We start from the raw sequence: 24944 nt of genomic DNA on the forward strand, positions 1-24944 counted from the left end.
CTTCTCACAGACTAAACTTGACTTACCTATGACTAAGAATGCTTCGACTTTCAATGAACCAGAAAAGCCGGGTAATCCGGAACCTCGTTCATTACCGTCGGTACCCCGGGAAATCCGCGTCCTCGTTGCGGCCGCCTTCGTTGTTGCCCTCGGGTTCGGGCTCATTGCCCCGATCCTCCCCCAGTTTGCGACAAGCTTTAACGTCGGCGTTGCCGCGGCGAGCGTTATTGTCAGCATCTTTGCCTTTGCCCGGCTGATCTTCGCACCGGTCAGCGGCAAGCTCACCGACAGGTTGGGCGAACCAACCGTCTACGTCACAGGTGTGCTGATCGTGGCCCTCTCCACCATCCTGTGCGGCTTCGCCCAGTCCTACACCCAGCTGCTGATTTTCCGTGGCTTGGGTGGCCTGGGATCCACCATGTTCACCGTCTCCGCCATGGCCTTGATTGCCCGCATGTCGCCGCGGGAGATCCGTGGGCGCATTGCCGGACTGTATTCCGGTTCCTTCCTGCTGGGCAACGTCGCGGGCCCGGTGCTCGGTTCGTTTGCCGCGGGCATGGGCTTCCGTATCCCGTTCTTTATTTACGGCGGGGCCCTCATCGTTGCCGCAGCCATCGTCTACTTCTCCCTGTCGCATTCGCGGCGTGCCACGCAGAAGAGCGCCACCGAAACCGCTGTCGTGGTGGATCGCATCCCGCTATCCGAAGCTTGGGGTGCTGCATCCTTCAAGGCTGCTCTGGTTTCCGGGTTCACCAACGGTTGGATGGCCTTCGGTGTCAGGATGTCACTGATCCCACTCTTTGCCGTCGCTGCATTCGCGTCAAGAGGGACCTTGTTGGCGGGTTTGGCGTTGGCGATTTTCGCTGTGGGCAACGGTGCCGCCTTGACCGTGGCCGGACGCCTGACCGACACCTACGGGCGTCGGGTGCCGATCCTCATAGGCCTAACCATAGCTTCGCTCTCCACGGCCGCTATCGGCTGGGTGGATAACATCCCGTGGTTCATTGCCTTGTCGGTGATTGGCGGGATCGGGACCGGACTCATGGGCCCGGCCCAACAGGCGGCAATCGCCGACGTTGTGGGCCAAGGCCGCAACGGCGGCAAGGTCCTTGCCACGTTCCAAATGGCCACCGACTTCGGTTCCATCATCGGCCCCATCCTTGCAGGTCTCATTGCCGACCAGGTTGGGTTCGGTTGGGCATTCACCGTCAGCGGCACTTTGGGGCTCTTCGGTGTCCTCGCGTGGCTGTTCGTCAAGGAGAAACGCCCTGCGGGGGTCGTGGGCTAACCTCGTGCAGGATGGTGTGGGCCGCACTTCGAGTCACCAGTGGAAACGCGGACGGCTCAAGGCCGGCGAGGGAATGCCCGTCATCAGGACCTTGTGGCTTCTTCCCCGATGTTGCGCACGCTGAGGTAGCCGTTCTTCGTACGGTAAGGTTCGAACAACCCGTTGGTTGCGAAGCCACTGTCTTCCGCAGCCAGTCGTCGATTCGGACCCGGCAGTCCTCCAGCGGATGTCTGCGCAAAAAAGTCTAAAGCAACTTCTCCGCCGACGAGCCCGGACATATCACCAACGAACATGCCGTCTTTCACCGGCAGAACGATCCCGGCAAGGATCTTGTCACGATTGCCACGCGCCTCGGCCGAGAGGCTGATAGTGTCGATTCCCGGGGCGGCGACCTTGCCTGCGATCTTCAGGCATCCGTCGCTCACCGCTGCGCTCGTAACAGTTGCCGGTTGTGTGAGGATCGCTTCCAACGCATTGGTTTCCAAAACCGCTGTCTTGTCTTTACGGCGAATGGCCTCGGTCTTCCGATGATGGATGGCGCTCATCCGTCCTGAATGTTCAACTGGCATGAATTCCTCCAGAAAATTCGAATGTGCCTCCAACCACTGGTCCTGGACTTTTTCGGAATATCGTTTAAAACGCGGTGGCTCATAGATTTTCAGCCCTTTGCGCCTCCACAAGGCCATAATCATTGATTCAGCCAGATCCTGTTCCGTGGCCATGGCCTTGATGACGACCGCAATCTTGGCAATCGAACTGGTGTATTCGTGTGGAACAAGTGGTCGGTAACTGATGTTGGAGCCGTCCGCGCGCTGACGAAGGCTATAGAAATCGCTGTCTGCGATGACACCGATGCCATTGGCAAGAAGGTAACAAGCAACCATGAAGATACCGTCCTCAAGCCGGATAGGTTCCTCGGCGAAGCGGAGGTGGTTGGATTCGATGAGGGAACGCGCCACCAGTTTCTGCGGTGTCAACGACTTTAATGCCTGCAAAGGAGTAATGGACGGATTGGTCTTGGCGTAAAGGCTCGATGTTTGTTTGCGTCCGCCAATGCCCACGACCTTGGGCAAGACCACATCCAGTCGATGCTGCTCGGCGAATTCAACCATTCTGCGCAATGCATGTGGTTCCAAAAGGTCGTCGGCGTCTGCGAAAAAGACAAACTTTCCTTGGCTGAGTCCTAGGGCGACGTTCCTGGGTTTTCCTGCCCACCCGCTGTTCTCCTGATGGACCACGCGAAAGTTGCTGAAGCGCGCCGCGTATTCATCCAGGATCCTTCCGCTGGTGTCTGTCGAACCGTCGTCCACTGCAATGACTTCAAAGTTCTCCGTCGCAAGATCCTGTGCCACGACGCTGTCCAGCATTGGCCCAAGGTAGGTCTCGGTGTTGTAGACCGGGACAATCACGCTGACGGCGATTCCCTTGATCCTTGTCACCCGCCGGGCCGCCAACCGGGACAAGACCCGTGTTCCCTTGCCAATTAACCTTTTCATCGCCGAGCTACGCCTCATCTCCGTGACGGGCAAGCATTGGCCCCCACTTTGCAGTAGAAGCCAACAGTAGTTGAATCACAACGAAAACATGAAAGCGTACGTGTTGTACCCACGGACTTATTTCCCGCGTGCTCACTTGGGAATCGCACTAACTGCTATGTACTGCGTCCCGATCAAGCTTCTGACTGATCACCCTCGACACGCCATCCCCCTGCATGGTGACGCCATAGAGGGCGTCGGCAACTTCCATGGTCCGCTTCTGGTGGGTGATCACGATCAGCTGGCTTGATTCGCGTAGTTCCTCAAAGATCGTGATGAGGCGGCCCAGGTTGGTGTCATCCAGCGCCGCCTCAACTTCGTCCATGACGTAGAAGGGCGAAGGCCTGGCCTTGAAGATGGCCACCAGGAGTGCAACAGCTGTCAGTGAGCGCTCGCCACCGGAGAGCAGCGAAAGTCGCTTGATCTTCTTGCCGGCCGGACGGGCCTCGACCTCGATGCCAGAGGTGAGCATATTTTCCGGATCTGTGAGCACCAGACGTCCGTCTCCCCCGGGGAAAAGCCGTCCGAAAACCCGCTCGAATTGGGCCGCGGTGTCGTTGTAGGCCTCCGTGAAGGCACGTTCCACCCGGTCATCGACATCTTTGATGATGTCCAAGAGGTCCTTGCGGCTATTCTTCAGGTCCTCCAGTTGGGAGGTGAGGAACTTGTGCCGTTCCTCGAGGGCTGCGAATTCCTCCAGGGCTAGGGGGTTGACCCTGCCCAAGGCAGAAAGGTCCCTTTCGGCCGTCTTCAGGCGTTTTTCCTGCTCGATGCGGTCAAAAGGCACGCCTTCGGGAACCGTGTTGCCATCCTCGTCGACTTCCTGGCGCAGTGCTGCCCATTTGTCGCCATCCGACGGTGCCATGGGCACCGGAAGGTGGGGCCCGAAGTTCTCTATCAGGTGCTCTGTGGTGAGTCCCAGCTCTTCGATGGACCTATTTTCGAGGGTTTCGATACGCATACGCTGTTCTGCCCGTGCCAACTCATCGCGGTGCACCGAGTTGGTCAACTCTGCCAATTCGTGGCTCAGCTTCTCGCCCCTGGCCCTGACCAGCGAGAGTTCACCTTCAAGTTCCTCGCGCTTGAGCTGGAACTGCTCCCTTTCCTGATCAGCCAGATCGATGGAGACGTTCATCAACGAGATGATGCGTTCGACCTTGGCCGAGACATCGCTGGCCGCTTGCGCCTGCCGCCTGCGAAGCTCCGCCCGACGTTGCGCCTCCGCACGCGCGCGGCGTTCGGTCTCCGCGGCCCGCTTCAGGGACTCCACGCGGCCGCGCAGGGCGTTGGCGCGTTCCTCCGCGCTGCGCAGCGCCAGACGGGCATCAAGCTCCTTTTGCCGGGCCGCCGAGGCCGCGGCAGCCAGTTCATCGCGCTGATCGGTCTCGGGTTCGTGTTCCTCGGGCGCTTCCTGGGCCATGTCGAGGCGTTCGATCAGTGCCGCAAGTTTTTCCTGCTCGATCTCGAGCTTTTCCTGGGCGGCAGCGATTTGCTGCTCCAGTCGATCGCGTTCCCCATGCCCCTGACGCAACAACGAACCAAGATGTTCCATGCGCTGGGCGACAGCGGAGATCCTGGCATCGGATTCGTGCAGCCGGCTCAGAGCCGCATCAGCGGCCTCCTCTGCCGCCATGAGAGATGTGGTGAGCTCGGCCGCATCCAATCTCATGGAGGCCAGTTTTTCTTCCACTGCGGCCAGCTCGGTTTCGGTCTCGGTGATTGCCGCATTCTGTTCAATCAGCGAAGGCGCCGCAGTGGTGCCGCCGCTGGCAGTCCCGGCAGTCAGGATGTCGCCGGCTAGAGTCACGGCACGGAGGCTAGGATCGCGCTCCAGCAGCTGGCGTGCCTCGGCAAGGTCTGCGACGACCACGGTGGCGTGCAGGAGGTGGGAGACCGTGCCTATCAGCTCTTCGGTGACACCCGTGACCTCAAGGGCGTGCTTTCCGATAGTGACTGGGGGTGTGCTGTGGTTAGTTCTTTCGAGGTTTCCGGTGACCAGGTGGACACGGCCGCCGTCGCTTTCACGCAGGTTTCCCAGAATGGCCAGGGCATGGCCGCGTTCTTCCACGGCGATAGCCTCGGCAGCCGAGCCCAAGGCCGCGGCGACAGCCACTTCGTAACCGGCTTCTACACGGAGGTGCTGCGAGAGGCGACCAAGCAGCCCTTCATGACCACCGGCCAAGACGTCTTCCGAGGCATCTTTACGGGCCGCCCCCATGCGCAAGGCCTCAAGCCGGCCACGCAAGGCACCCAACTGTGTGGACAGTTCTTGTTCGCCTCGGCGTTGCGCGTCCATGGTGCCCACGAGCGCTTCGTGGCGATCCGCGGCATTCTCGTACGCGGTGTCCAGATCTTCTTCGCCGTCTTGGACCGAAGCTGCCTGCTGTTCCAAGGCTGCGAATTCGTTGGCCGTGCCTTCACGGCGTGCCGCCCAGCCTTGGAGCGACTCGCGCAACCGTCCCAGTTCGCCTTCCACGGACTCGACCTTGCTGCGGGAGCCACCAACTTGCCCGGCCAGGCGTGCCAATCCCTCGCGGCGGTCGGCGGCCACCCGCAGTTCGTTGGTCAGCCGCTGCTGCTCGGCGTGTGCGGCCTCCTCGGCCTCGCGCTTCGCCTCGAGGGCTTCTTCCAGCAGCTCGCGGCGCATCTCAAGATTTTCCTCGAGTTCCTCCAGCTCGTCGGCCAGTCGTTCCGCTTGCGCGTCAAGGCGGTCCGGATCACGCCCCGGGTCGAAGTCCGGGCCGTCAGTTCCCAACAGGCGTGAGCGTTCACCGGAAAGTGCTCCTAAGGATCTGAAGCGTTCGCGGGTGGAAGTCAACCCGAACCAGAGATCCCGTGACTTATTCAGTGCAGGGGTGGCGTGCGCGGCGGCGACTTCGAGGGTGGTGAGTTCGGCTCGCGTTTCCTCGAGCCTGTCTTGGACCAGTTTTCGGCTGGCCCTCTGGGCTTCCTCATCGGCGATCTCTCTGTCTAGGGCAGCGCGCAGCGTCACCAGGTCATCTGCCATCAACCGCGACTTGGCATCACGCACATCAAATTGGACCGTCTGGGCCCGGCGTGCGATCTTGGCCTGCTTGCCCAGGGGTGTAAGTTGACGGCGAATTTCGCTGGTCAGGTCCTCGAGCCGGTTCAGGTTCCCCTGCATGGCATCGAGTTTTCGTACGGTCTTTTCCTTGCGCCGCCGGTGTTTGAGCACACCTGCTGCTTCTTCGATGAAGCCGCGCCGATCTTCGGGTGTCGCGTGCAGGATCCGGTCCAATTGCCCCTGGCCGACAATCACGTGCATTTCCCGGCCGAGCCCGGAATCGGAGAGCAGCTCTTGAATATCGAGCAGTCGGCAAGAAGTGCCGTTGATGGCGTATTCGGAGCCTCCGGCACGGAACAAGGTCCGGGAGATGGTGACTTCGGCGTATTCAATGGGCAACGCCCCGTCGGCGTTGTCGATTGTCAGCGAGACGTGGGCACGCCCGAGCGGGGCCCGTCCGGAGGTACCGGCAAAAATGACGTCTTCCATTTTGCCCCCGCGTAGGGTCTTTGCGCCCTGCTCCCCCATGACCCAAGCCAACGCGTCCACGACATTTGATTTGCCTGAACCGTTGGGCCCAACCACCGCGGTAACGCCCGGCTCGAATTCAAAGGTCGTCGCCGAGGCAAACGACTTGAATCCGCGAACGGTGAGTGATTTCAAATGCACGTGGGGGCGTCCTGGCTATTTGGTGGCTAAAGTGGTCGGTGGGTTGCCTCCCATCTTATCGAGCCACCACGTCTCGATGCGGCAAGGCTAGCCCGGCGCAGAGCCATATTCATCGAAGAACGCTAGGAGGAGACCCTTTGAAGAGTCTTTTGGCCATTGATTCATGGCCTTCGACACATGCCGCCGCTGCGGTGGTTGCTGAGGACGGTGCCATCTTGGGCACTCATGGCGAGGCCGATCACCGCTTCGCGTTGGCTTCGGTCACCAAACTGATGAGTTCCTACGCGTTCCTGGTCGCTCTCGAGGAGGGCGCCTTTGAACTGGACACCCCGGCCGGACCCGAGGGCTCTACCGTCAAACATCTGTTGGCGCACAGCTCCGGCTACGACTTTGCCGAACGAAAAGTGCGCTTTGCACCGGGCGAGCGTCGACTGTATTCGAATGTCGGCTTTGACGTCCTGGCCGAAACCCTTGAGCAAGCCACACAGATGCGCTTTGCCGATTATTTGGCCGAGGCCGTGTTCCAACCCCTAGGGATGATTTCCACATCCTTGGATGGGAGCCCTGCCGCAGACGGAGTCTCAACGCTTAAGGACTTAGTGGCTTTTGCCACCGAATTGCAGAGTCCAACACTTTTGGATGTGCAAACACATTCCCAGGCCACACACGTGGTCTTCCCAGACCTTCCCGGAATCCTTCCAGGCTATGGGCGCCAGAAGAACAATACCTGGGGCTTGGGGTTCGAGATTCGCTCCGAAAAATCGCCACACTGGACCGGTAAGCAGAATTCCCCGGCAACCTACGGCCATTTTGGTCAGGCAGGAACATTCCTGTGGGTTGATCCGGAATTGGGTGCGGCCTGCGTGACGCTGACCGATAAGCCATTCGGCCCATGGGCCGTTGACGCGTGGACACCATTCAATGACGACGTTATCGCGGAGCTTACAGGAGGCTGACGGCGTGGCATGAGCCGGCCAAGCTGCCTAGCGAGGCTTGCGTTGGCAGCTGGGGCAGCTGTATGAGGAACGCCCCATGAAACGGTCCCGGCGGATCAGTGAGAGCAGTCCTTGCTCAGCGCAGCGGTAGCATTCCTTGCCTTCGCGTCCGTAGGCGTTCAGCGACCTATCGAAGTACCCCGAGGCACCATTGACGTTGACATAGAGGGCATCGAAACTGGTGCCTCCAGCTTCCAGTGCCCTGCCCATGACATCCACCAGGGCTGCATGGAGCCGGTTGACGGCCGGGCGGCTGATCGTTGCGGTGGAACGCAGTCCGTGGAGCTTCGCGGCCCACAAGGCTTCGTCGGCGTAGATGTTCCCGACCCCGGAGATCACCTGTTGGTCAAGTATCGCTCGCTTGATCTGGGTGTTTCGTTTGCGCAGCGCCGCATAGAGCCGCTCTGGCGTTGCTGCCGGATCCAGGATGTCGCGGGCAATATGTGCCGCAGCCTCGGGAACCACGGGGAGCGAGGATCCCGTTCCGCCGGGGAATCCGTCGCCCGACGGTATCAGGTGCGAGAGAAACATTCCGCCAAAGATCCGTTGATCAATGAACCGTAATTCGCCAGGTTTACCCGGCTCGGCGGATAACTCAAGACGGACCTTGAGGTGCTTTTCATCGGGGGCATCTGGTTCTTCGACCAGCAGTTGGCCGCTCATGCCCAGATGCGCCACGAGGGCTACTGGGGTGGGCAGACCTTCCAAGGGCATCCACAGGAATTTTCCGCGGCGCACTGCGGCGGAAATGCTCGTGTGGGCAACGCTTGCGGAAAAATCGGCCGGGCCTTCTAGATGTCGTCGTACCGAGCGTGGGTCGATGACTTGGACGGATTCCACCGTCCGGCCGACGACCCAGTCGTCCAGGCCTCGGCGTACCACCTCGACTTCAGGCAGTTCGGGCATGGACTATTTGGCCTTCGCCGAGTCGTCCCGCGGGCGCAGCATCTTCCAGCTGATGGCAGCCGATACCTGCTCGGCTTCTTTCTTCGACGGGCCTGATCCTTCGCCGTATGCGGTACCGCCAATGTGAAGTAAGGCGACGTAGGTGCGGGCATGGTCAGGTCCGGAACCGGTCACCCGGTATTCGATGGCACCCATTTTTTCGGCTGCTGCGATTTCCTGGATGGCGGTTTTCCAGTCGGTGCCGGCTCCCAAGACGTCAACGTCGTGGAGCAACGGCAGGATCAAGGTCATAACCATCTCGGTGGCAACTTCGATGCCATGGGTCAGGAACGTGGCGCCGATGAGCGATTCCATGGTGTCAGCAAGGATGGACGATTTGTCCTTGCCATTGGTGAGAATCTCACCTTGACCCAACAAAATGAATTCACCCAGACCCAAGGAACGGGCGATGGCGGCAAGTGCACGGGTGCTGACCACGGCCGATCGGCGCTTGGCCAGATCCCCTTCGGGCAAATCGGGGTAATTCTTGTAGAGGTGGTCGGTGACGGCAAAACCGAGGACCGAGTCACCCAAAAATTCCAGGCGTTCGTTGGTGGGGATTCCACCATGCTCGTAGGCATAGGAACGGTGCGTGAGGGCAAGACGAAGCGTCTCGGGGTCGATTACGACCCCGAGACGCTTCAAAAGCTCTTCTGTTGAAGGCATCAGACGGACTTAAGCGTCTGCGACCTTGCGGCCCTTGTACTCAAGGAACAGCTCGGTGCCAGCGGAATCCGTGACAACCTTGGCCTGGTGCGGCAAGCTGTAGGTGACGCGACCGTTTTCCATGGTCTTCACCAGGGTAGGCGCGGTTGCCTTCCACTGGGCGCGACGGGCGCGAGTGTTTGAGCGGGACATCTTCCTCTTCGGGACAGCCACGGCTACTTCTCTTCTCTCTCGACTGAATGTGTACTCTGTGTCGCGTCCTCTGCGACGATGTCGGTCAGCCCGGCAAGAGCTGCCCAACGAGGATCCAAGACCTCATGGTGATGCTCAGGATCCTCATTCAGGCTTTTTCCACATTCGGAGCAAAGCCCTGCACAGTCTTCCCGGCATACCGGTTGGAACGGCAGCGCGGTCACCACTGCATTCCGGAGTACCGGCTCGAGATCAATCCGATCGTCGATAACCTGGTACTGATCGAGCTCTTCGTCCTCCGAGAACTCATGCAAGCCCTCGTAGTAGAAAAGTTCTTGAATATCGGCTTCGAAGTCATACGCGATGGCTTCCAAGCAACGGCCGCATTCACCGTTGATATCAACGGTTGCTTCTCCGGATACTAGAATACCCTCGTGCACGGCTTCGAATCTCAGATCCAAATCAATTTCTGATCCTTCACGGACTCCAATAAGTGCAACACCCATTTCTGCTGGTGCGGCAACTACTTCGTCAACCCTCGTCATGTTTCCCGGGCTACGCCCGAGATCCTTGGTTAGAAAAACCAGGGGCGAACTGCGATCGATGCCGTGTGACGACGAACGATCTGAACGCTTTTCGCTAATGATGACTCCTGTAGAACATAGACCGACATTACATCTTAGCCTGATCGAACATGAGATCCCAAACGGGAAGCACTTGGCGCGTGGAATCAGGCGCGTTTTGCGATGATCCTCACAACGTGGGGGTCCTCGCGACCGAACGGCGCAAGCCCTTGGCCCGCTTCGCAGTAAACGATGGTCAATCCATGCGCTTCGAGGGATGCAACGGTCGCGGCCGGGGAAGCAAATCGTCGATATGACCGAAACAGTGCCTTCTTTAGGTCCTTGTCCTGATCCGTCCGATGCTCGAAGGCAACGTAATCGCCCGGTTCGGACGAAGCAGCAAGTTCAGCGAATAGGACATCTTCTTCCGAAGTGGTGAGTCCATTGAGAATGAAACGGTTGTAGTACAGCACACCACCTGGTGCTTCGCTGCGGCGCTTGGTGGCCAGTTCCTTTATCGTGCCGGGCACCAGCGCGTCGCCCTGTTCGACAACGATGCCGCTGGCTGAATGGACATGCGTTCGCGCAGCCTGCACTGCGTAGCTACTCCGATCAAGCCCCACAATTTCGTCAGCAAGCCCCTGCAAGTGGAACAAATCACGCCCGTTACCGCACCCGACGTCCAGGACACGAACAAGTCGTGGCACCAAGCCCGAACCCACTAACCACTGCGCGAAAGTTGACGCCGCTTGGTCCACCGGACGTGAATAGAAATCATCCATGGCAATTCGTGATCTCTGAGAATAGGAAAGCAGGGCTTGTGCGTCGCGTCGTTGCCTCCGCACCGACCATTTGAAGTCCGGATCGGGAATTCCCCAATCATCTCCATAAACGTGCGCCACGACTTCCGTGGGGCTTGCGGGGATCCCGACGTTGAATCCACTCAGTTGACCTGTCCCAACAGGTTCGAAGGTTTCTGGTGACACTGCTTCCACCCCGACCGTCCCAAAGGGGAATCCGACGTAACCGTCTGCCTTGACAAAAAGATGCGCAATATCCACCATGACTTTCGAGCCAGTCGATTCCCTCACCGAAATGCAGGAGGCCTTTGGGGTCACTTGATATCCAGCCGCAATCAGGGCCTCACCCAACGCCGCAAATTCATTTGCCGCGTCTTGCGGGGTTCTTGCCTTGCTGACATATGCGCAGTCCATATCCTTGTCGTGCGGAATGAAGCCGCTGTTCCTCACATAACCGAGCAACGTGCCGCTATAAATGAACGATTTGCAACCTGTGACATCCTCTATGACGCCATCCACTGCTTGATATAGTGAGAGCACTCCATCCTGCCACGTCAGATCCAGGTCCTTGGGGAGGTGTGTAATCTTGCCATCTGCGTCAAAGGCCTGGCCTGATGCAAGCCTTCTCTTGAGCGCGGTTTCGTCTTCTTTGCCATCTTTGGCGGGGTGGCTAGATAACTGGCCATTCGGCATCACCAAGGATTGGCCTCTATATCTCACCGATACGTGGTCGGCGCGCTTCGCAAAACGCCAAACATCGTAGACGCCTATCTTGAAGGTTCCAAAATCACGTCCATCTTGAACCACTGGTGACTTCAGCACCAGCGTTTCATTGATGAAAAGCTCAACATATATAGGGGGCTCTACGCCCTTGGGTAACCTGACGCGTCCATCGATCACCTGCTTTTCATAACGTGCTACGGAGCCGACCTTTCTCGACGCTTGAACCTTCTTCAGCGACTTCAATAAACTACGCATGCGACAATCCTTTACATATTTTCCACAAGTACCTGCTTCTTGCAATGAACCGAAACATATTTCTACTTTTCAAATGTCGACTTCACAGGAAAGTAATTTGTTAAGAAGTTGTTGACTTCGTCTTCGGGGATCGGTACGGCCCCATCCACTGGCGCATCGTTAATGCAGAAAGTATCTCGGTGACGTAACCGAAGCGTGCTTTCCATGGTTCCCCGATACTGGTCATCGAGGATATTGATGTAGTTGTATCGCAAATTGGTGGGCACTGCCTTACCCACGATCTGGGCATAGTAATGGTGGAGCTGGTCCGCCACAATGTCTTGGTGGTGGCGGAAACGGCTTGACCAGGTCCGTTCATAGGCGTCTGCGAATTTTGCTTCCATTTCAAAATGGACGCTGCGTAATTGAGGATGCGGCGTATGCTTGATGGCCCGCGAAATAGTCACACTAAATTCTTCTTCGAGTAAGGCCCGCATATTGCGGGTCAGATTCAAGTGTGGCTCGTCGAGAGCCGTTGGGGCTCCGAAGGGACGACGATTTCTGGACGGCGACACTTTCGCGATTCCACTCGGCAAGAAGAACCGGTCCTTCGCTAGAGGCCTACCAAAAAACACATCATCATTTATATAGACGTAGTGCTCGCTAAGCCCCTCAATGTGATGGAGCCGCGAGATGATGGAATTGCTGTTGAACGTCGGCAGGTAGCTGGAATCTGGATAGATGTGGTGATGATCAATGAGCTTGACCTTCGGGTGATCGGTGTTCAACCATTCTGGGATCTGCCCAGCCGTGACAATGTATATGTGTCTGAACCACGGTGCATACATCTCCAGCGAACGCAAAGAGTATTTGAGTTCATCTCGGGACCGAAAGCGCGCTACGTGATTAGCTTCTCCGTGGTAAGCAATACCGGTGATTTCCGCTTCCGTTCGACGCTTGGAATCAACCCAATCCGGGTCCTCTCCATCAACCCAGGTATAGACGGCATCAATAGGAAAAACGATGTCATCGAGCATGCGTCGATGAAAAACACTTCGACTGGGTACCGTTCGGCCAGCTACTTCTGTAGTGGCAGGCAACAATTCATTGACGGAAAGGATCCTTGCCGCCACATTTTCTCTGGGGGCGGTCACCAGACCGCTCGAGTGCATTTCGGAGTAATCCCAAAATTCTATGTCACAACCATAATCTAGGCCGAGCATTGCGCCACTTTTTGAATCTTCATAGCGGGCCCCGAATGTCCAGACACTCTCGGCAAGATATGCTCTAAGGGCAACCACCTGCTTAGACAACACTGCCACCAATCGCGGATTCGTGGCACCAACGATGTAGCAATCTGCAGAACCTTCGGATGAAGCTAATGCGAGGGCCAGCGAATACTTGTCCTCTTGATCAACGGCAACGACCAGCCTTTTGACTTGAACGCTCCTAACCAGAAACCAATCGATTTCAGCACGATCGAGGATCGTTGTCAGCTCGAAGAAGTTGGCTTGCGCAATCTCCCAGGGCATTCGCGCTTCTGACGATCTTGCCAAAGAACGACCACTAAAAATTCGTACACTTTTGAGCCCACTTAGCCGTGCCTCGCCTATTACCCTTCCAAGCTGCCCATTAACGGGAACGGTGCCTTGAAGTAAATGTAAAGCACGAGCGCGTAGGCGACGATAGACTTTCCCCCCAAGAACTCTTTTAAGTGGTCCGAGAACGATTTGCTTAGGATCACGTCTAAGGAGAATTCTCATTTGACCGCAGTCACCGCGCCCTCATCCTGAGCAGTTGGAGCGGGCGCTACGACCCTCTGATATGCCTCCGCGTAAGTCAACGGGCGACTAAGCTCCTCGATCGCGTTGACCACTCGCTCACAGGAATTGCTATCTCGCAGTGGAAAAGTTTCAGAAATGCGTTCCGCATAGACGGCATCGGGGAGGAAGTCGTTGCATGCAATATCCCTGAGGGCCTCGAGCACCTTATCTTCTTCCTCAACCACAGGCCCAAGCCCATTGGTGTCGTAGCTCCATTCACCTGCCCTAAATACGTGATTACCAGAAAAGAAATCGCTCTTATCAAATTGATAATAAATGACAGGGATATCGATATATGCACCGTCGAATGCCACAGACGAGTAATCCGTGATCAATGCAGCCCCATTAGCAAGGAGCGCTTGGACATCTGTGTCCTCGTAGCTGTGTATAGAGACATGACTCGGGCAAGGGAAATCCGACAGATAAGGTCTCATATTTGGATGTGGCATGAAGGCGACATCAAGATTGTGAATCGAGGCAAAATCCCTCAATTCCTCCGACTCAAGCAAACCTATCCAAGCCTTTGCATAGGCGGAATCCCAAAATTCTTTCTTGGTTTCCCGCAGGTTCCCTCCAGAAATCGTTTCGCCAAGAAGCCATCGACGCCACGTTGGCATAAGCAAGAGCTGCCTAGATTTTCCTGGGCCCTGACCTTTCGCCAATTCTTGAAGACGGTCAAAGCGCGGCATCCCCGTGAGAACGGTGTCCTTTGAGCTAAACCTGTATGGTCCGCCGTTTTCTATGAATTCTTCGTATTCAAGCTTGGATGCGGTGATTAGCAGATCGATAGGCTTCCTATTGAGCCATCTAGAAACGTCATCCTTCGAGACGCCATGCTGCAAAAATGTAAATTTCCAAGAGAACCGGCCGAACATCCGCGGTGCGTAAGGGTGGACAACATAGTGATCCACCTGAGAAGAAACTAAATGCTCGCAATTCATGAGTAGGATGAGGTGTTCAGGTGATCCATGTTCGATAAGTCTCGCACCGCTTGCTTGCAGCCTCCCCCAGTCCTTGGAATCTCGAGACAAAACGAACCAGGAATTAATATCCTGGCGGTTTGTATTGAGATAAAGATATAGGTGTTCTGCGTTGTCGTGTGCTTCAGAATCCCGATCCATCAGGACCCATGCGCGAGCGAATAATTGACGAACTTCTTTCGACCGCGCTATTTCCTTGATAACACGGACATCGAAGGCACTGTAGTCCTCGAATTCCGCGGGTAAAGCTCCCATATAAGATCGAGTTCTCCGCGGCCCAAACCCACGTAAACTAACTGTTCCATTCGGCTCGCGTTGCTGAGACGCCACCAATCCAAGCACTAATTTACGTGCAGTAGAGGCAACTGAGCGGGTTTCAGCTCTACTAATCTGTTCATTTACGAGGCGTTGACCGTCTTTCAAACCCGCCTTAACCCGGGCACTAAATGAGACACTCTGATTGTTAGCAGCTTCTTCAATCGGTGCAGGGCCCATCGGAGGAACCGATGTCCCAGCCAGTGATTTCCACATTCGAGACGGTGCTAGCAGATACGGTGTATCCGGAAAGTCACCCGGACTCAAGGGAATACGATGGCCATTCAATGCCAAGGAAATCGTACCTGTGGCGGGCAACCAAACAATGCGTTCGCACATCATCTCGTGCCCGAACAGCCTGTACGTCTGAACCTTGGCATGGACGGGTTCAATGATGTAGCCACGGGCACGATATTCCTCTCGCGGTAATTTTCCGGAAAAGTAATAACGCAGCCGAATCATTTGTTTGTCTTTTTCTAAAGCATTTACAGAGACATGAGTAAACTGAACAGGTTTTCTTTTAAATTTGTGAATCAGTTGTTGCCGGTGATACCAGTTCGTTTTAATAACTCTAAAATCTGCAATGACATGCTCGTCGATATGTTCGACAATATCGCTTAATGTGCGATGAAAGGCGTCGGCTAGTCCGGGAGCGATGTTTGCCGTGGCAGAGTGCATGCGATCGTCTTCCCGCATGAACCAGAAAATGTCATAAAGTACTAGATTCTGCGTCCATTCTGGTATGTATCCCAGATCGTCATTAGCCTTCTGGAGCAAGTCTAGATACCCAAATTTGGGCAGGTCGACATACTTTTCGGGTTTCTGCCAGCTCGTTTGGACGAGTGAACTTCCGTCTTCGCGCTTACGGTATAAATATTCAGCGTCACGCAGAAAAGCTATTCGCGGGTTCAGAGACTTGAAAAGGTAGCGAGCCGTGAAATGAGCATCTTCGAAATTCGGTTTGACTCTCTCGTCAAACCGGAGCTCTGTTCCACTGACTACTCCAGTCCTATAGAAACCCGTTGCCGCTGAAAGATGTATGTAGTTGGGGTGCCTGTTTAAGTCGACTATCTGAAGCTTTTTGTTAAATCGGACTCTCAGGGGGTGGCCGTTAGTTACTTCACCAGTGGAATCATTGAGACTCAGAAGATTCGTCACCAGGAGATCTACGGACTTTGCAGGTTTCGTTTCCAAAAACGACAACACTGTGGCCAAGTAGTCGGATCTTAGTACGTCATCTGGATCCGGAAATGAAACCCACTCGGTGGTCACGTATTCCAGCCCTGAATTGCGTGCGGCGCTCGGTCCAGCATTCGCCTGCTCATGGACTATCGCACTAGGCAGATGCCTTACCTTCCACTCATTGATGATATCTGCGGACCCATCGGGAGACCCATCGATGACGAAAATCAGCTCCAGATTGTCTAGTCCTGCCGATTGATCTAAAAGTGACTGGAGAAAAGCCGGCAGGTACTCGTCAACGTCGTACACAGAGACGACGAACGAGAGCAGCTTTTCCTGAACGGCATGTTTCATGTACAGAGAACCTCCAACGTGAGCAATCGTCGGCTCACAGTTACAAATCGAGAAATTGGCAGTATTCCATTATGCCTCAGCACAGGGTGAGACCAGTTTTAATCCAGATAATCAGTGTCTAGCATCACGCTTCCAGTAGGTCGGCCACAGGCCTGCACCCATTGTTGGAGAATTCTGCCTTATGCTATCAGCCGTATGGGCAGGCATCCGGACGGGGCCTGCCCACCTCGCCCTCTAGTGTATACAAGAGAACACGACATCGCGTTGGCTACCAATTCAAAGGAGCGACGGAGTGCCCTCAGTCAGATCGTTATCAGCAATTCACGAAGTTGGTAAGGTACGGCAAGCTGTTCGAAGCCTCCGGGCATCCGGAAACGACACGTGAATCCCACCTTTGTCCACTTACCGCTGTCGCGGCAGGGCGGGCTGGTGTTGCACGCTGTCGGGCCACCCGGCCGGGCTGAAGAACCACGGACCATGCGCGAACAGGGCGGCCTGGTGCCACGTCATGGTGACCACGGTGCCGGCGGCCGTGCCGTGCAGCTGGGACAGGACCCGGGCGTGGGCCATCAGCATTCCCCACGCATTGGCCACGGCGGTCTTTGCCGGTGCCGGCCAGAATTCCAGGGCCTCGGCGGTCGCCCGGTGCACCCGGGCGGTGAATGCTTCGGTGATGGCCGGGGCGTTGGTCTTGAAGGTGCGGATCCAGTCCCGCACCGTGGACTCGGGACGTTTCAGGATCGCGGCGATCTTCCGGTGCCTCAGTCCCTGGGCGGCGCCAAGTTCCACGGCCTGTGCGATCACGTCCGCGTGGTCGGCCCGGCGGCAGGCAAACTCCGCGGGCAACAGGATATGCGTGGCCTCGCAGCCGCGGCACCGGGCCCGGCGCGGGGTGAACCAGCGGCTTTCTACCGGTGTTCCGCAGCGGATAACCCGTGCAGTCCCGAAGCCCCAGGGCCGCAGCCGGCCCTCGCAACGCGGGCAGGGAAGTTCGCGGCCCAGGAGCTGGGATTCGACAGCGGCCGGATCGTGGCTTACCGTAAGCATCAGCGCGACTCGATTTCGCGTCAGAACGACCTGGTGCGGCTTCGAAACTGGCACCGGGTCGTTCGTTTTTAAGTGCCCGGGCGGAATTCCGGGAACGAGGGTCTGTCGTCAGCCTGACGCCGCCGACGAGGAACGTCAAGGGCGCGCGTTGACTCATAAAAAACCTCCGCGAAGGTTGATACGTTGCCTCAGAAAGAAACCTCCGCGCAGGCCGATTCGTTGCCCCAGAAGGAAACCTCCGCTTCCATGGCTCTTGATTTTTGGATTTGCACCGTATTTCGTCGTCGACATGGGACTGAATATGAGGGCTCGCAAGGCTGTCTCCAAGCAGATGGCGATGCGCTACCGCGCCGCCAATCGCAAGGCCAAGGGCAACCTGCTCGACGAGCTGGTAGCCCTGACCGGATGGCACCGGGACCACGCACGTGCCGCCCTGCGCCAGGCCCTGCTGCCAGAGCGGCCACGCAAGGCCCCGGCCGGGCGCAAGCCGACCTACCCGGCAGACCTGCAACCCGGGCTCGTTCTCTGCTGGGCGGTGCTGCGGGCGCCGGCCTCGAAGCTGCTGGCCGCCTCCATGCACTACCTCGTACCGATGCTGCGCACCGAGAAGGCCCTGGACGTCACCGAGGCGCAGGCCGCGCTGCTGATGCGCATGAGCGCCTCGACCATCGACCGCCGGCTGGCCGGTGAGCGGGCCAAGATGCGCCTGCGCGGACGCTCACACACCAAGCCAGGCTCCCTGCTCAAGTCCCAGATCCCGATACGCACCTGGGCCGAATGGGACGATGCGGTGCCCGGCTTCGTCGAGATCGACCTGGTTGGACACGAAGGCGGGAACAACAGCGGGGAGTTCTGCTTCACCCTCACGTTGACCGACATTTCCACCGGGTGGACGGTGAACCGGGCCGTCAAGAACAAGGCCCAGAAATGGGTGTTCGAGGCCCTGCAATACATCACCGGTGTCTTCCCGTTTCCCATCATTGGAATCGACTCGGACAACGGCAGTGAATTCATCAATTACGAATTGAAGAACTACTGCGACGAGCAACATATCACCTTCACCCGCTCCCGCTCCGGGAACAAGAACGACGGCGCCCACGTGGAGCAAAAGAACTGGTCACGGGTCCGTGAGCTGGTCGGCTACCTGCGCTACGACACCCCGGCCGAGTTGGAACTGCTCAACGAGATATGGGAGTTGGACCGTGTCTTCACCAACTACCTGCTGCCCCAGCAGAAGCTTGTGAAGAAGACCAGGGTCGGGGCCAAGGTCACCAAGGTCCATGACAAGCCGGCCACCCCGCACCAGCGAGCCACCGTCCACCCGAAGGTGAAGAAGATGCCGATCATCCGCATGAACGCGGCCTTCAAGAAAATCCGGGTCATGGCGCTCTCGCGCCAGATCCTCACCCTGACCGGACGCCTGGAAACCCTGTCCAAGGCCAAGAGCGGCACCGCCACCAACCACCTCAAGGAGGTCCGGTCATGAAGCAGTCATTTCCCGGAGGTTTCTTTCTGGGGCAACGTATCGGCCTGCGCGGAGGTTCCTTTCCGAGGCAACGTATCAACCTTCCCGGAGGTATTGACATGACGCAACAGGGGGCGCGACCGGGAAACCCGAAGGCAAATGCCTCGTCGCCAGGCAACGCGGCTACTCGCGGTCATCCAATGCGACGCCTAACACCAGGCAAGTCCCCAACAGCTGAACACATGGATCCGGGGCCACTGGAAAATAGAAAATTCCCTCCACTGGTGCCGGGACGTCACGTTCCAGGAGGACGCGAGCCAAACCCGGCCAGGTGTCGCGCCACGGGTGATGGCGAGCTTGCGTAACCTGGCCATCAGCCTGCTCCGCCTCAACCACAGCAGCAACATCGAAGGCCACCCCCGACATGGCCAAACACCCCGCACGCCGGCTGGAACGCGTCGGGTTCGTGACCCGGTCAGCGGCTTTGCATTGGCCTTGGATCACCGAATCCCGCGCCGAGGGCGTCACGCGTCTGGACCCTGTCGCCTTCGGCCGCTTCCTGGGGACGGACCGGTCCGCGGAGGTCAAGACCATCCGCCGGCAACATCACGGGCTGGTGGACACCGGAAAGGTGCCCGAGTTGATGTCGATGATCGCTTTTGAACGCTTCGAAGCATTGAAGGGCTCGGAGTCCGGATGCATCGGCGTGCTCTAAGTCGATGGGTATACCGGCTCTACGGAATTGAGCGTGGTGTGCCTGCTTTGAGACCGTAATCTGGGGAGCTGCTTTCGGGGCGTTCGGCGTGCCGTTACCCGGATATGCGTCAGGGCCTTCTTGAATGGTTATCGACCAAGAGAACCGCAAGAAAGACCCTGACAGTGAACCATTCTAGCTCTGCTTGCGTGCTGCCCGCAGCATCGAGCAAACCCGAGGAACCTTTCCACCTGGACGTGGACGCGAATCCGATGGCCAACTCTGCGGGACCGGGCCGTGGTGCGACCGGGCCGACGCCCTCCTGGGCATCGAAGGCCTGCACGTGCTCGAGGTGGACCGCCGGGATCCTGCCCGGCTCGTCGTGGCCGTGGAAACCCCCGAACGCACCGCATGGTGCCGCGGATGCGGCACCCAGGCCAGGTCCCACGCCCGGCGCAGCGTGCCCACCACGACATCCCCGCCCGGTAATCGACCCCACCGTCACGGGCTTCCTGGGCATCACCCTGGATCCGATGCCGACCAAACGCGAAACCCGAGCGGTGGCCGAACTTTGCCAGAGCCTCACCGAAACCGAAACCCGCTACCCGGGTACCGAACTCATCCTGCGATTCGGCATTAAGGAACGACTGGGAGTCGACCCGAATTAACCTGGCTGAGACCGCCCATGTTCAGACCCCTGGAACCAGCAGGCCGACGGCACCCGATCAAGAATCGGGGCTGCCGGATAAGCTGAGGGACCATGAACCAAATGTGCAGACTGCACATAGATTCAAACCCCATTATTGAGCGCCATCGGGTACTCCGAAGGAGCCTGCGGTAAATGCCTAGGCTAAAGCATCTGAGAGGAGTTTGCTGTTGGCGGGTAAATCAACGAAGTATTCAGACATGAAGGCCTCTAAAGTCCACGTTCCTTCCGGATGTGAAATTTTCGGTTTACACCAAATATAGGTAATTTTTGCCTTCAGGAGAGATCCGATTAGATATTCGTTAATCGCATCATAAGATTCCGATCCAATCACAATCACTTTTTTTGGCTCAAGAGTGAACATTAGACTAAACATGCCACTTCCGGCATATCCTGCGATTGTCGAGGCATTGTTAAACAAAGAAACTTGCTCTGATACCGAATAGTCTTCCGGATATATTATCTTAAAACCTTGGCTATTGAAGAAATCTTCAACTTCGTCTGAGTTCGAACAACCTCGACCGATTTCTGGTCTTCGACTAACGAATATTTTGTCATACTTAGTCATAGGACAATAAAGATTTCGCCCTATATCATTCCATACTTCCTTCAGATTCGGATGGACGAACTTTGGATTGCTGAACATTGGCGTCGCGCCAATCAATCTTTCCACCAAAGTAGGTTGATGGATTATTTCGACATCTTTTCGTTCGACTCCCGCTGCGGCTAATATTTCATATTGCCAGTTGTAAAGGTCGCCTTGTTTTCCATCAAAAGATATGAGCGCCTTTAGCTCTGGAAAGCGTACTTTCGCTAGCTTCCAACCCCATATTCGAGCTACTATCTCGCTCGTAAAGTGTCCAAAATGTCCAGGGACTTCACTGTCCAAGGCAAAATAAGTACCTTCTTTGCACACGGCAGTTGCACCCGGGTCTTCAGCGAACCACTGACCGGCCTCCAGTATCGTGCGACTACGTAGACGATGAGCCTTTATCTGTCGGAAACTATCTGGAAGAACGACACCGTCTTTCCAGTAGACCTGCCCCGGACCGCAAACGACAGAGTGATAGGATCTCAGACTTAATGACGGATATTCAATTTTACGAAGAAACCTTTTAGACAAAGACACATTATTGGTTATAAGATCGGCTTCGGATTCGAATGTTCCGCCCTCAATAACTTCAAGGACACTTACGTCCGTTCCGAATCTTGGTCCATCAAATATATAGTTGGCATCGCTATCTCGGATTTTATAAAGATGGTTGCCAGATTTTTTCACAACCCAACAATCGTCGTGGAGTGATATGGATTTAAACGATTTGGATATACCAATCTCGTCATTAAAAAAACCAATATTTCGGTTCCGACTGGCGATATTTAGCCTTAGTGTGGCGGCTAGGTAATGAGCCGCGGTCTCACGATTCCCGGGAATGACAGACTCCGTGTTTCCCAAGATATAGTGACCGCCATCGTTCAAGTGAAAGAAAAGATTCTTGAACGTGGAGCGATCCGTAGTGAAGTCGACTATTGCTTGAGCCTTCCCTCGGTTCGCCAAGATGTGATGCATTTCCCTGATTGACTCCGCAGTAGCATGCCAGATATTGCTCGCCACTTGCCGAATCTCGGTTTTATCACTTGTCCTGAGGATTATGATTTCCGTGGCCGGCCATCGATGACCAATGACGTTGGCCATCGAGTCTGCGTCTGGTACGCCTACGATAACCACTCTGGACAAGTTTCCATTTGGTAATAAATCGATCACCGGTCCAGCTTATCGGATGACGCGCAGTTTCGCGTTTCACCCAGTTCGGATTAGCGTGGCCTGACGTCTGGAATATATGTCCGGTACCCTTCTGTGGCTACTCGATTCCTACACCACAACGGTGATTCTGAGGTCACCCAAGAAGTCCAAGACTGTCGGTTGAGGAACCCTGAGCCGGCTCCTTGACAGAGTGCAGATGACCACCGAGCGGTTAGGTTGCTTCAAGTTGAATCGGTGAATTCGTCTCTTGGTTAGAATGTTCTGGGCTCTCCACTCTGACAGACTCGGTTCTCCAGGGCCTGCGGATAGCCGAGCGATCCGGGCTCGGCGGATGACCAGTGGCATGCGACTGCAGTGGTGAAATATCGAGGGACCGCTGGTGCTGGACAAGCTTCCGATAGCGGACTGGATCATGCTCGACGGTAAATTCCAGAACGCGCGAGAACAGGAGCCCGGCTGCGGGAAGTCCGGCGATTGAACCGAAACACGATTTCGTTCAGATAGCTGACAAGGTGCGCCGGCTCGACCGCTCCCTGATGCGTGCCAAGCAGCCACCGCTTGACCCGCTCGCGTCGACCCGATGGACGCAGGGCAGGAGGCCACCGGGGTATTCACCGCATACCGTTGCCGCATGCTGGCTGCGGCGGACCTGAACGTGTCCCATACTCCCGATGCCCAGGTATCCGGTCCAACCGTCGGTGATCACCGTGGCCCCGGATTCGACACGGGCCGTGATGAAGTGGCGAAGAGTCCGTGCCGATGCATCCTCGATCATTGCCATCGGGCATCGACCAGCCCCCTTCGGTGGTGTCACCTCGACCGCGACACACACCAGTGACTTCCCTCGGGCGCGCCCGCCGGTCAGGACCGGCTCCATGCCGCCGATGAACGTCTCATCATCCTCGACGGTGCCCGACAGCAGGTCCCACCCGGGAGGGTCCAGGGCCTGCCTCAGCCGGTGCAGCATCGCCCAAGAGGTTTGGTAGGAGCCGATCCCGGTTCCCGCTGCACGGCCAGCGCTGAGACACCGTTCTTCGCCGTCGCGAATTCCCAGCAGACACGGAACCAGAGTGTCAACGGCGTCCGTGTCTTGTCGAAAATGGTTCCGGCGGTCACGGAGCAGCAGTTCTAGCATGTCATGCACCGAAAGCGTCCATCGCACAGGCGCCAGCCACCTAAATTCGAGCATCTCAGGCACACGAATCCCTCGGGCCAGCCGCACATTCCAGGTAGTCCCGGCAGTCTTCCTCCGAACTGAACCACGATTGGAACTATCCCCAATGCCGTGAAGTTAAGCTTCCGCCGTCGACGTCAAGCCCTTGTCGGCGGTTGGCAATCGGTGGCTTATGGCGTGTTGGGAAGCGGCAAGGCCCTGGACACGGGAGTTTGTCTTAAAATGTGAGACGGGTCCCGAAATGTGATGTCTCAGGAGATCGGTGACAGTTCTGCCTCAGGACACCGGTGACGGTTGATGTATCAGGACTTCGGTGACAGTTGCCCGAGGTTCTGGTCCTTGCCAAAGACCGGGCGGGACTTGGAGATGCCGACGTAGGCCGTGCCTTTCGGCGGCCAGGCATAATCGGCAACGACTTCCCCTTCGGTGTTGGCGAAGATGACGCCGTCCTCATCCCAGCTCGCGATGACGGTTCGTCCGCTCATCGATGCGGTCAGGGAGAATATGGTTCGTCCGATGTTGACGACACCGTTGGAATAGGCCTTCAGCTTCCGGCTCCCGGCGCCGGAGGGATGGATGATGCTGCCGGTGACCCTCTCCAGGCCAACGGCCGCCAGAGCGTCTCCTTCCACCGTGCCGGTGTCGGAAACGGGGGCTTCATGTTCCACCGCTGCCTTCAGGTGTTGGGCAACGCCGAAGGTTCTGGCTTCGGGTGGAGTGGCCTCCGGAGGGATCGGGCTGGGCCTGGGTTCCTCGGCCACGGCCGTGGCATCCCACGACTGCTGCGGGGTGATGCGCCCGGGCAGTCCCTGGTGCGGACGCTCGGTGTTGTAGATGTGGTCGAATTGGTCAACCTGGGCCTGGAGCTCGGAGTGGGATTGGGCCAGGGGCTGCTTGTCCAGCCAGCGAAACAGGGTCTGGTGGAAGCGCTCGTTCTTCCCCTGGGTGGTCGGTTTGTACGGCTTACCGGTGATCGCTTTGACCCCGAGCGAGGTCACGTAGGCGACCAGCTGCCCTTCGACCCCGCGGCGCGAGGGGTTCAGCGCAGCGCCGTTGTCCGTGAGCAACCTTTGCGGCACCCCGCGGGCAGCGATGCCCTTTTTCACGACAGCGATGGCCGCCTCACTGGTCTCCCCGGAGGCCACGTGGGTGGCGACGGCCAGTCGCGAGTGGTCATCCTCCAACTGGAAGATCACGCACTTGCGTCCTCCGGCGAGCACGTACTCGGTGGCGTCCAGCTGCCAGCAGGCATTCGGTGCAGGGTAGACGAACCTGCGGTACGCGGCCCGGGGTTTCTTGTTCGGTTCGGAGCGTGCCACGTTTCGTTCGCGGAAGATCCGCGCCAGCGAGGCCACGGAGGGGGCCTGCATCCCCAGGGAGAGCATCTTGTCGTGCACGCTGATCGGCCCGTGGTCCAGCCCGGAGGACTCCAGTGCGGCCCGGACCTTCAGCGACTCGTCCTTGAGGTCCTCGGTGAGTTTCGTGGGTGAGGTTTTCGGGCGGCGGGAGCGTGGCTCCAGGGCCGCGGTCTGGCCCTCGTCCCGTGCCCGTGCCCGGATCGCGTAGAACGTCTTGCGGGTGATCTCGTGCTCGGCGCAGAACGTACTCACGGATCCACGTGGCGCGTCATCGGGCCACTGGGCGATCGCCAGGCGGATACGGGCATTGACAGGCTCATTCTTATTCACCCGTCATTCTTCATGCCCGTACACTGCCGGTCAAAGCCGCATTAACCGCAGGGAAGTGTCACCACCAAAACCCCCGGAAGTGTCACCGATGTGTTGAGGCAGAACTGTCACCGATGTCG

The 24944-nt window shown here is 57.4% G+C and carries 18 protein-coding genes; 5 read left to right on the forward strand and 13 right to left on the reverse strand.

The features are described 5' to 3' along the window. The first annotated feature begins 28 nt into the window (after positions 1 to 28). A complete protein-coding gene (locus ADIAG_RS19410) occupies positions 29 to 1288 on the forward strand; it encodes an MFS transporter (RefSeq protein ID WP_007273160.1) in 1260 nt (419 codons plus the stop codon). Positions 1289 to 1371: 83 nt separating this feature from the next. Here the strand turns inward: ADIAG_RS19410 and ADIAG_RS20585 are convergent, their stop codons facing one another. Both ADIAG_RS20585 and smc read right to left on the reverse strand, forming a co-directional pair. Continuing rightward, positions 1372 to 2784 carry a glycosyltransferase family 2 protein gene (locus ADIAG_RS20585; protein WP_007273161.1) on the reverse strand — a complete coding sequence of 471 codons (1413 nt, stop codon included), beginning with the start codon at positions 2782 to 2784 and terminating at the stop codon, positions 1372 to 1374. 148 nt (positions 2785 to 2932) lie between these two features. Continuing rightward, positions 2933 to 6517: a chromosome segregation protein SMC gene (gene smc, locus ADIAG_RS19420; RefSeq protein WP_007273162.1), complete on the reverse strand. Its 3585-nt coding sequence runs from the start codon at positions 6515 to 6517 to the stop codon at positions 2933 to 2935. A 137-nt stretch (positions 6518 to 6654) separates the two neighbouring features. Here smc and ADIAG_RS19425 point away from each other — a divergent pair, with 137 nt between their 5' ends. Continuing rightward, complete coding sequence (locus ADIAG_RS19425; protein WP_007273163.1) at positions 6655 to 7473, forward strand: serine hydrolase domain-containing protein; 819 nt, start codon at positions 6655 to 6657, stop codon at positions 7471 to 7473. 27 nt (positions 7474 to 7500) lie between these two features. Here ADIAG_RS19425 and mutM read toward each other — a convergent pair whose 3' ends face one another. From mutM to ADIAG_RS20595, 8 genes are all read right to left on the reverse strand, one after another. Beyond that, a complete protein-coding gene (mutM, locus tag ADIAG_RS19430) occupies positions 7501 to 8418 on the reverse strand; it encodes a bifunctional DNA-formamidopyrimidine glycosylase/DNA-(apurinic or apyrimidinic site) lyase (protein WP_007273164.1) in 918 nt (305 codons plus the stop codon). Between the two features lie 3 nt (positions 8419 to 8421). Next, on the reverse strand, positions 8422 to 9123 hold the full coding sequence (gene rnc, locus ADIAG_RS19435) for a ribonuclease III (protein ID WP_043476196.1): 702 nt from the start codon (positions 9121 to 9123) through the stop codon (positions 8422 to 8424). Positions 9124 to 9132: 9 nt separating this feature from the next. Beyond that, positions 9133 to 9336, reverse strand: a complete 204-nt coding sequence (gene rpmF, locus ADIAG_RS19440) for a 50S ribosomal protein L32 (RefSeq protein ID WP_007273166.1) — start codon at positions 9334 to 9336, stop codon at positions 9133 to 9135. 2 nt (positions 9337 to 9338) lie between these two features. After that, entirely contained in the window at positions 9339 to 9860 is a 522-nt protein-coding gene (locus ADIAG_RS21160; protein WP_407636059.1) for a YceD family protein, read from the reverse strand. Positions 9861 to 10045: 185 nt separating this feature from the next. Beyond that, positions 10046 to 11656, reverse strand: coding sequence for a class I SAM-dependent methyltransferase (locus ADIAG_RS19450; RefSeq protein WP_007273168.1), 1611 nt, complete (start codon positions 11654 to 11656; stop codon positions 10046 to 10048). A gap of 62 nt (positions 11657 to 11718) precedes the next feature. Further along, on the reverse strand, positions 11719 to 13167 hold the full coding sequence (locus ADIAG_RS19455; protein WP_007273169.1) for a stealth family protein: 1449 nt from the start codon (positions 13165 to 13167) through the stop codon (positions 11719 to 11721). A gap of 227 nt (positions 13168 to 13394) precedes the next feature. Beyond that, positions 13395 to 16289 carry a bifunctional glycosyltransferase/CDP-glycerol:glycerophosphate glycerophosphotransferase gene (locus ADIAG_RS20590; RefSeq protein ID WP_007273170.1) on the reverse strand — a complete coding sequence of 965 codons (2895 nt, stop codon included), beginning with the start codon at positions 16287 to 16289 and terminating at the stop codon, positions 13395 to 13397. 402 nt (positions 16290 to 16691) lie between these two features. Then, entirely contained in the window at positions 16692 to 17336 is a 645-nt protein-coding gene (locus ADIAG_RS20595) for a helix-turn-helix domain-containing protein (protein ID WP_007273171.1), read from the reverse strand. Positions 17337 to 17637: 301 nt separating this feature from the next. On the opposite strand from ADIAG_RS20595, the gene ADIAG_RS19470 reads away from it, so the two are divergent. The 3 genes from ADIAG_RS19470 (at position 17638) to ADIAG_RS21525 (ending at position 20163) form a co-directional block, all read left to right on the forward strand. Then, positions 17638 to 18822, forward strand: coding sequence for an integrase catalytic domain-containing protein (locus ADIAG_RS19470; protein ID WP_007273172.1), 1185 nt, complete (start codon positions 17638 to 17640; stop codon positions 18820 to 18822). 403 nt (positions 18823 to 19225) lie between these two features. After that, complete coding sequence (locus tag ADIAG_RS19475) at positions 19226 to 19516, forward strand: hypothetical protein (protein ID WP_007273173.1); 291 nt, start codon at positions 19226 to 19228, stop codon at positions 19514 to 19516. Between the two features lie 164 nt (positions 19517 to 19680). Continuing rightward, a complete protein-coding gene (locus tag ADIAG_RS21525; RefSeq protein ID WP_152426239.1) occupies positions 19681 to 20163 on the forward strand; it encodes a hypothetical protein in 483 nt (160 codons plus the stop codon). 177 nt (positions 20164 to 20340) lie between these two features. Here ADIAG_RS21525 and ADIAG_RS21165 read toward each other — a convergent pair whose 3' ends face one another. From ADIAG_RS21165 to ADIAG_RS21170, 3 genes are all read right to left on the reverse strand, one after another. Next, on the reverse strand, positions 20341 to 21894 hold the full coding sequence (locus tag ADIAG_RS21165) for a glycosyltransferase family 61 protein (RefSeq protein WP_235045972.1): 1554 nt from the start codon (positions 21892 to 21894) through the stop codon (positions 20341 to 20343). Between the two features lie 565 nt (positions 21895 to 22459). Then, positions 22460 to 23098 (reverse strand): IS1595 family transposase, encoded by a 639-nt coding sequence (locus tag ADIAG_RS19485; protein ID WP_235045973.1) that lies wholly within the window; start codon positions 23096 to 23098, stop codon positions 22460 to 22462. Between the two features lie 341 nt (positions 23099 to 23439). After that, entirely contained in the window at positions 23440 to 24825 is a 1386-nt protein-coding gene (locus ADIAG_RS21170) for an IS481 family transposase (RefSeq protein WP_007273177.1), read from the reverse strand. Positions 24826 to 24944 lie beyond the last annotated feature (119 nt).

The sequence above is a fragment of the Paeniglutamicibacter gangotriensis Lz1y genome (assembly GCF_000348945.1).
Lineage (GTDB): Bacteria > Actinomycetota > Actinomycetes > Actinomycetales > Micrococcaceae > Paeniglutamicibacter > Paeniglutamicibacter gangotriensis.

Bases quoted from the DNA above. Each gene is read 5' to 3' on its own strand.
- mutM (WP_007273164.1), bottom strand. From the start codon at position 8,418: ATGCCCGAACTGCCTGAAGTCGAGGTGGTACGCCGAGGCCTGGACGAC.
- rnc (WP_043476196.1), bottom strand. From the start codon at position 9,123: ATGCCTTCAACAGAAGAGCTTTTGAAGCGTCTCGGGGTCGTAATCGAC.
- ADIAG_RS19470 (WP_007273172.1), top strand. From the start codon at position 17,638: ATGAGGGCTCGCAAGGCTGTCTCCAAGCAGATGGCGATGCGCTACCGC.
- ADIAG_RS20585 (WP_007273161.1), bottom strand. From the start codon at position 2,784: ATGAAAAGGTTAATTGGCAAGGGAACACGGGTCTTGTCCCGGTTGGCG.
- ADIAG_RS21160 (WP_407636059.1), bottom strand. From the start codon at position 9,860: ATGACGAGGGTTGACGAAGTAGTTGCCGCACCAGCAGAAATGGGTGTT.
- ADIAG_RS19450 (WP_007273168.1), bottom strand. From the start codon at position 11,656: ATGCGTAGTTTATTGAAGTCGCTGAAGAAGGTTCAAGCGTCGAGAAAG.
- ADIAG_RS20595 (WP_007273171.1), bottom strand. From the start codon at position 17,336: ATGCTTACGGTAAGCCACGATCCGGCCGCTGTCGAATCCCAGCTCCTG.
- ADIAG_RS19410 (WP_007273160.1), top strand. From the start codon at position 29: ATGACTAAGAATGCTTCGACTTTCAATGAACCAGAAAAGCCGGGTAAT.
- ADIAG_RS19455 (WP_007273169.1), bottom strand. From the start codon at position 13,167: ATGCCCTGGGAGATTGCGCAAGCCAACTTCTTCGAGCTGACAACGATC.
- ADIAG_RS19485 (WP_235045973.1), bottom strand. From the start codon at position 23,098: ATGCTAGAACTGCTGCTCCGTGACCGCCGGAACCATTTTCGACAAGAC.
- ADIAG_RS21165 (WP_235045972.1), bottom strand. From the start codon at position 21,894: ATGGCCAACGTCATTGGTCATCGATGGCCGGCCACGGAAATCATAATC.
- ADIAG_RS20590 (WP_007273170.1), bottom strand. From the start codon at position 16,289: ATGAAACATGCCGTTCAGGAAAAGCTGCTCTCGTTCGTCGTCTCTGTG.
- ADIAG_RS19475 (WP_007273173.1), top strand. From the start codon at position 19,226: ATGGCCAAACACCCCGCACGCCGGCTGGAACGCGTCGGGTTCGTGACC.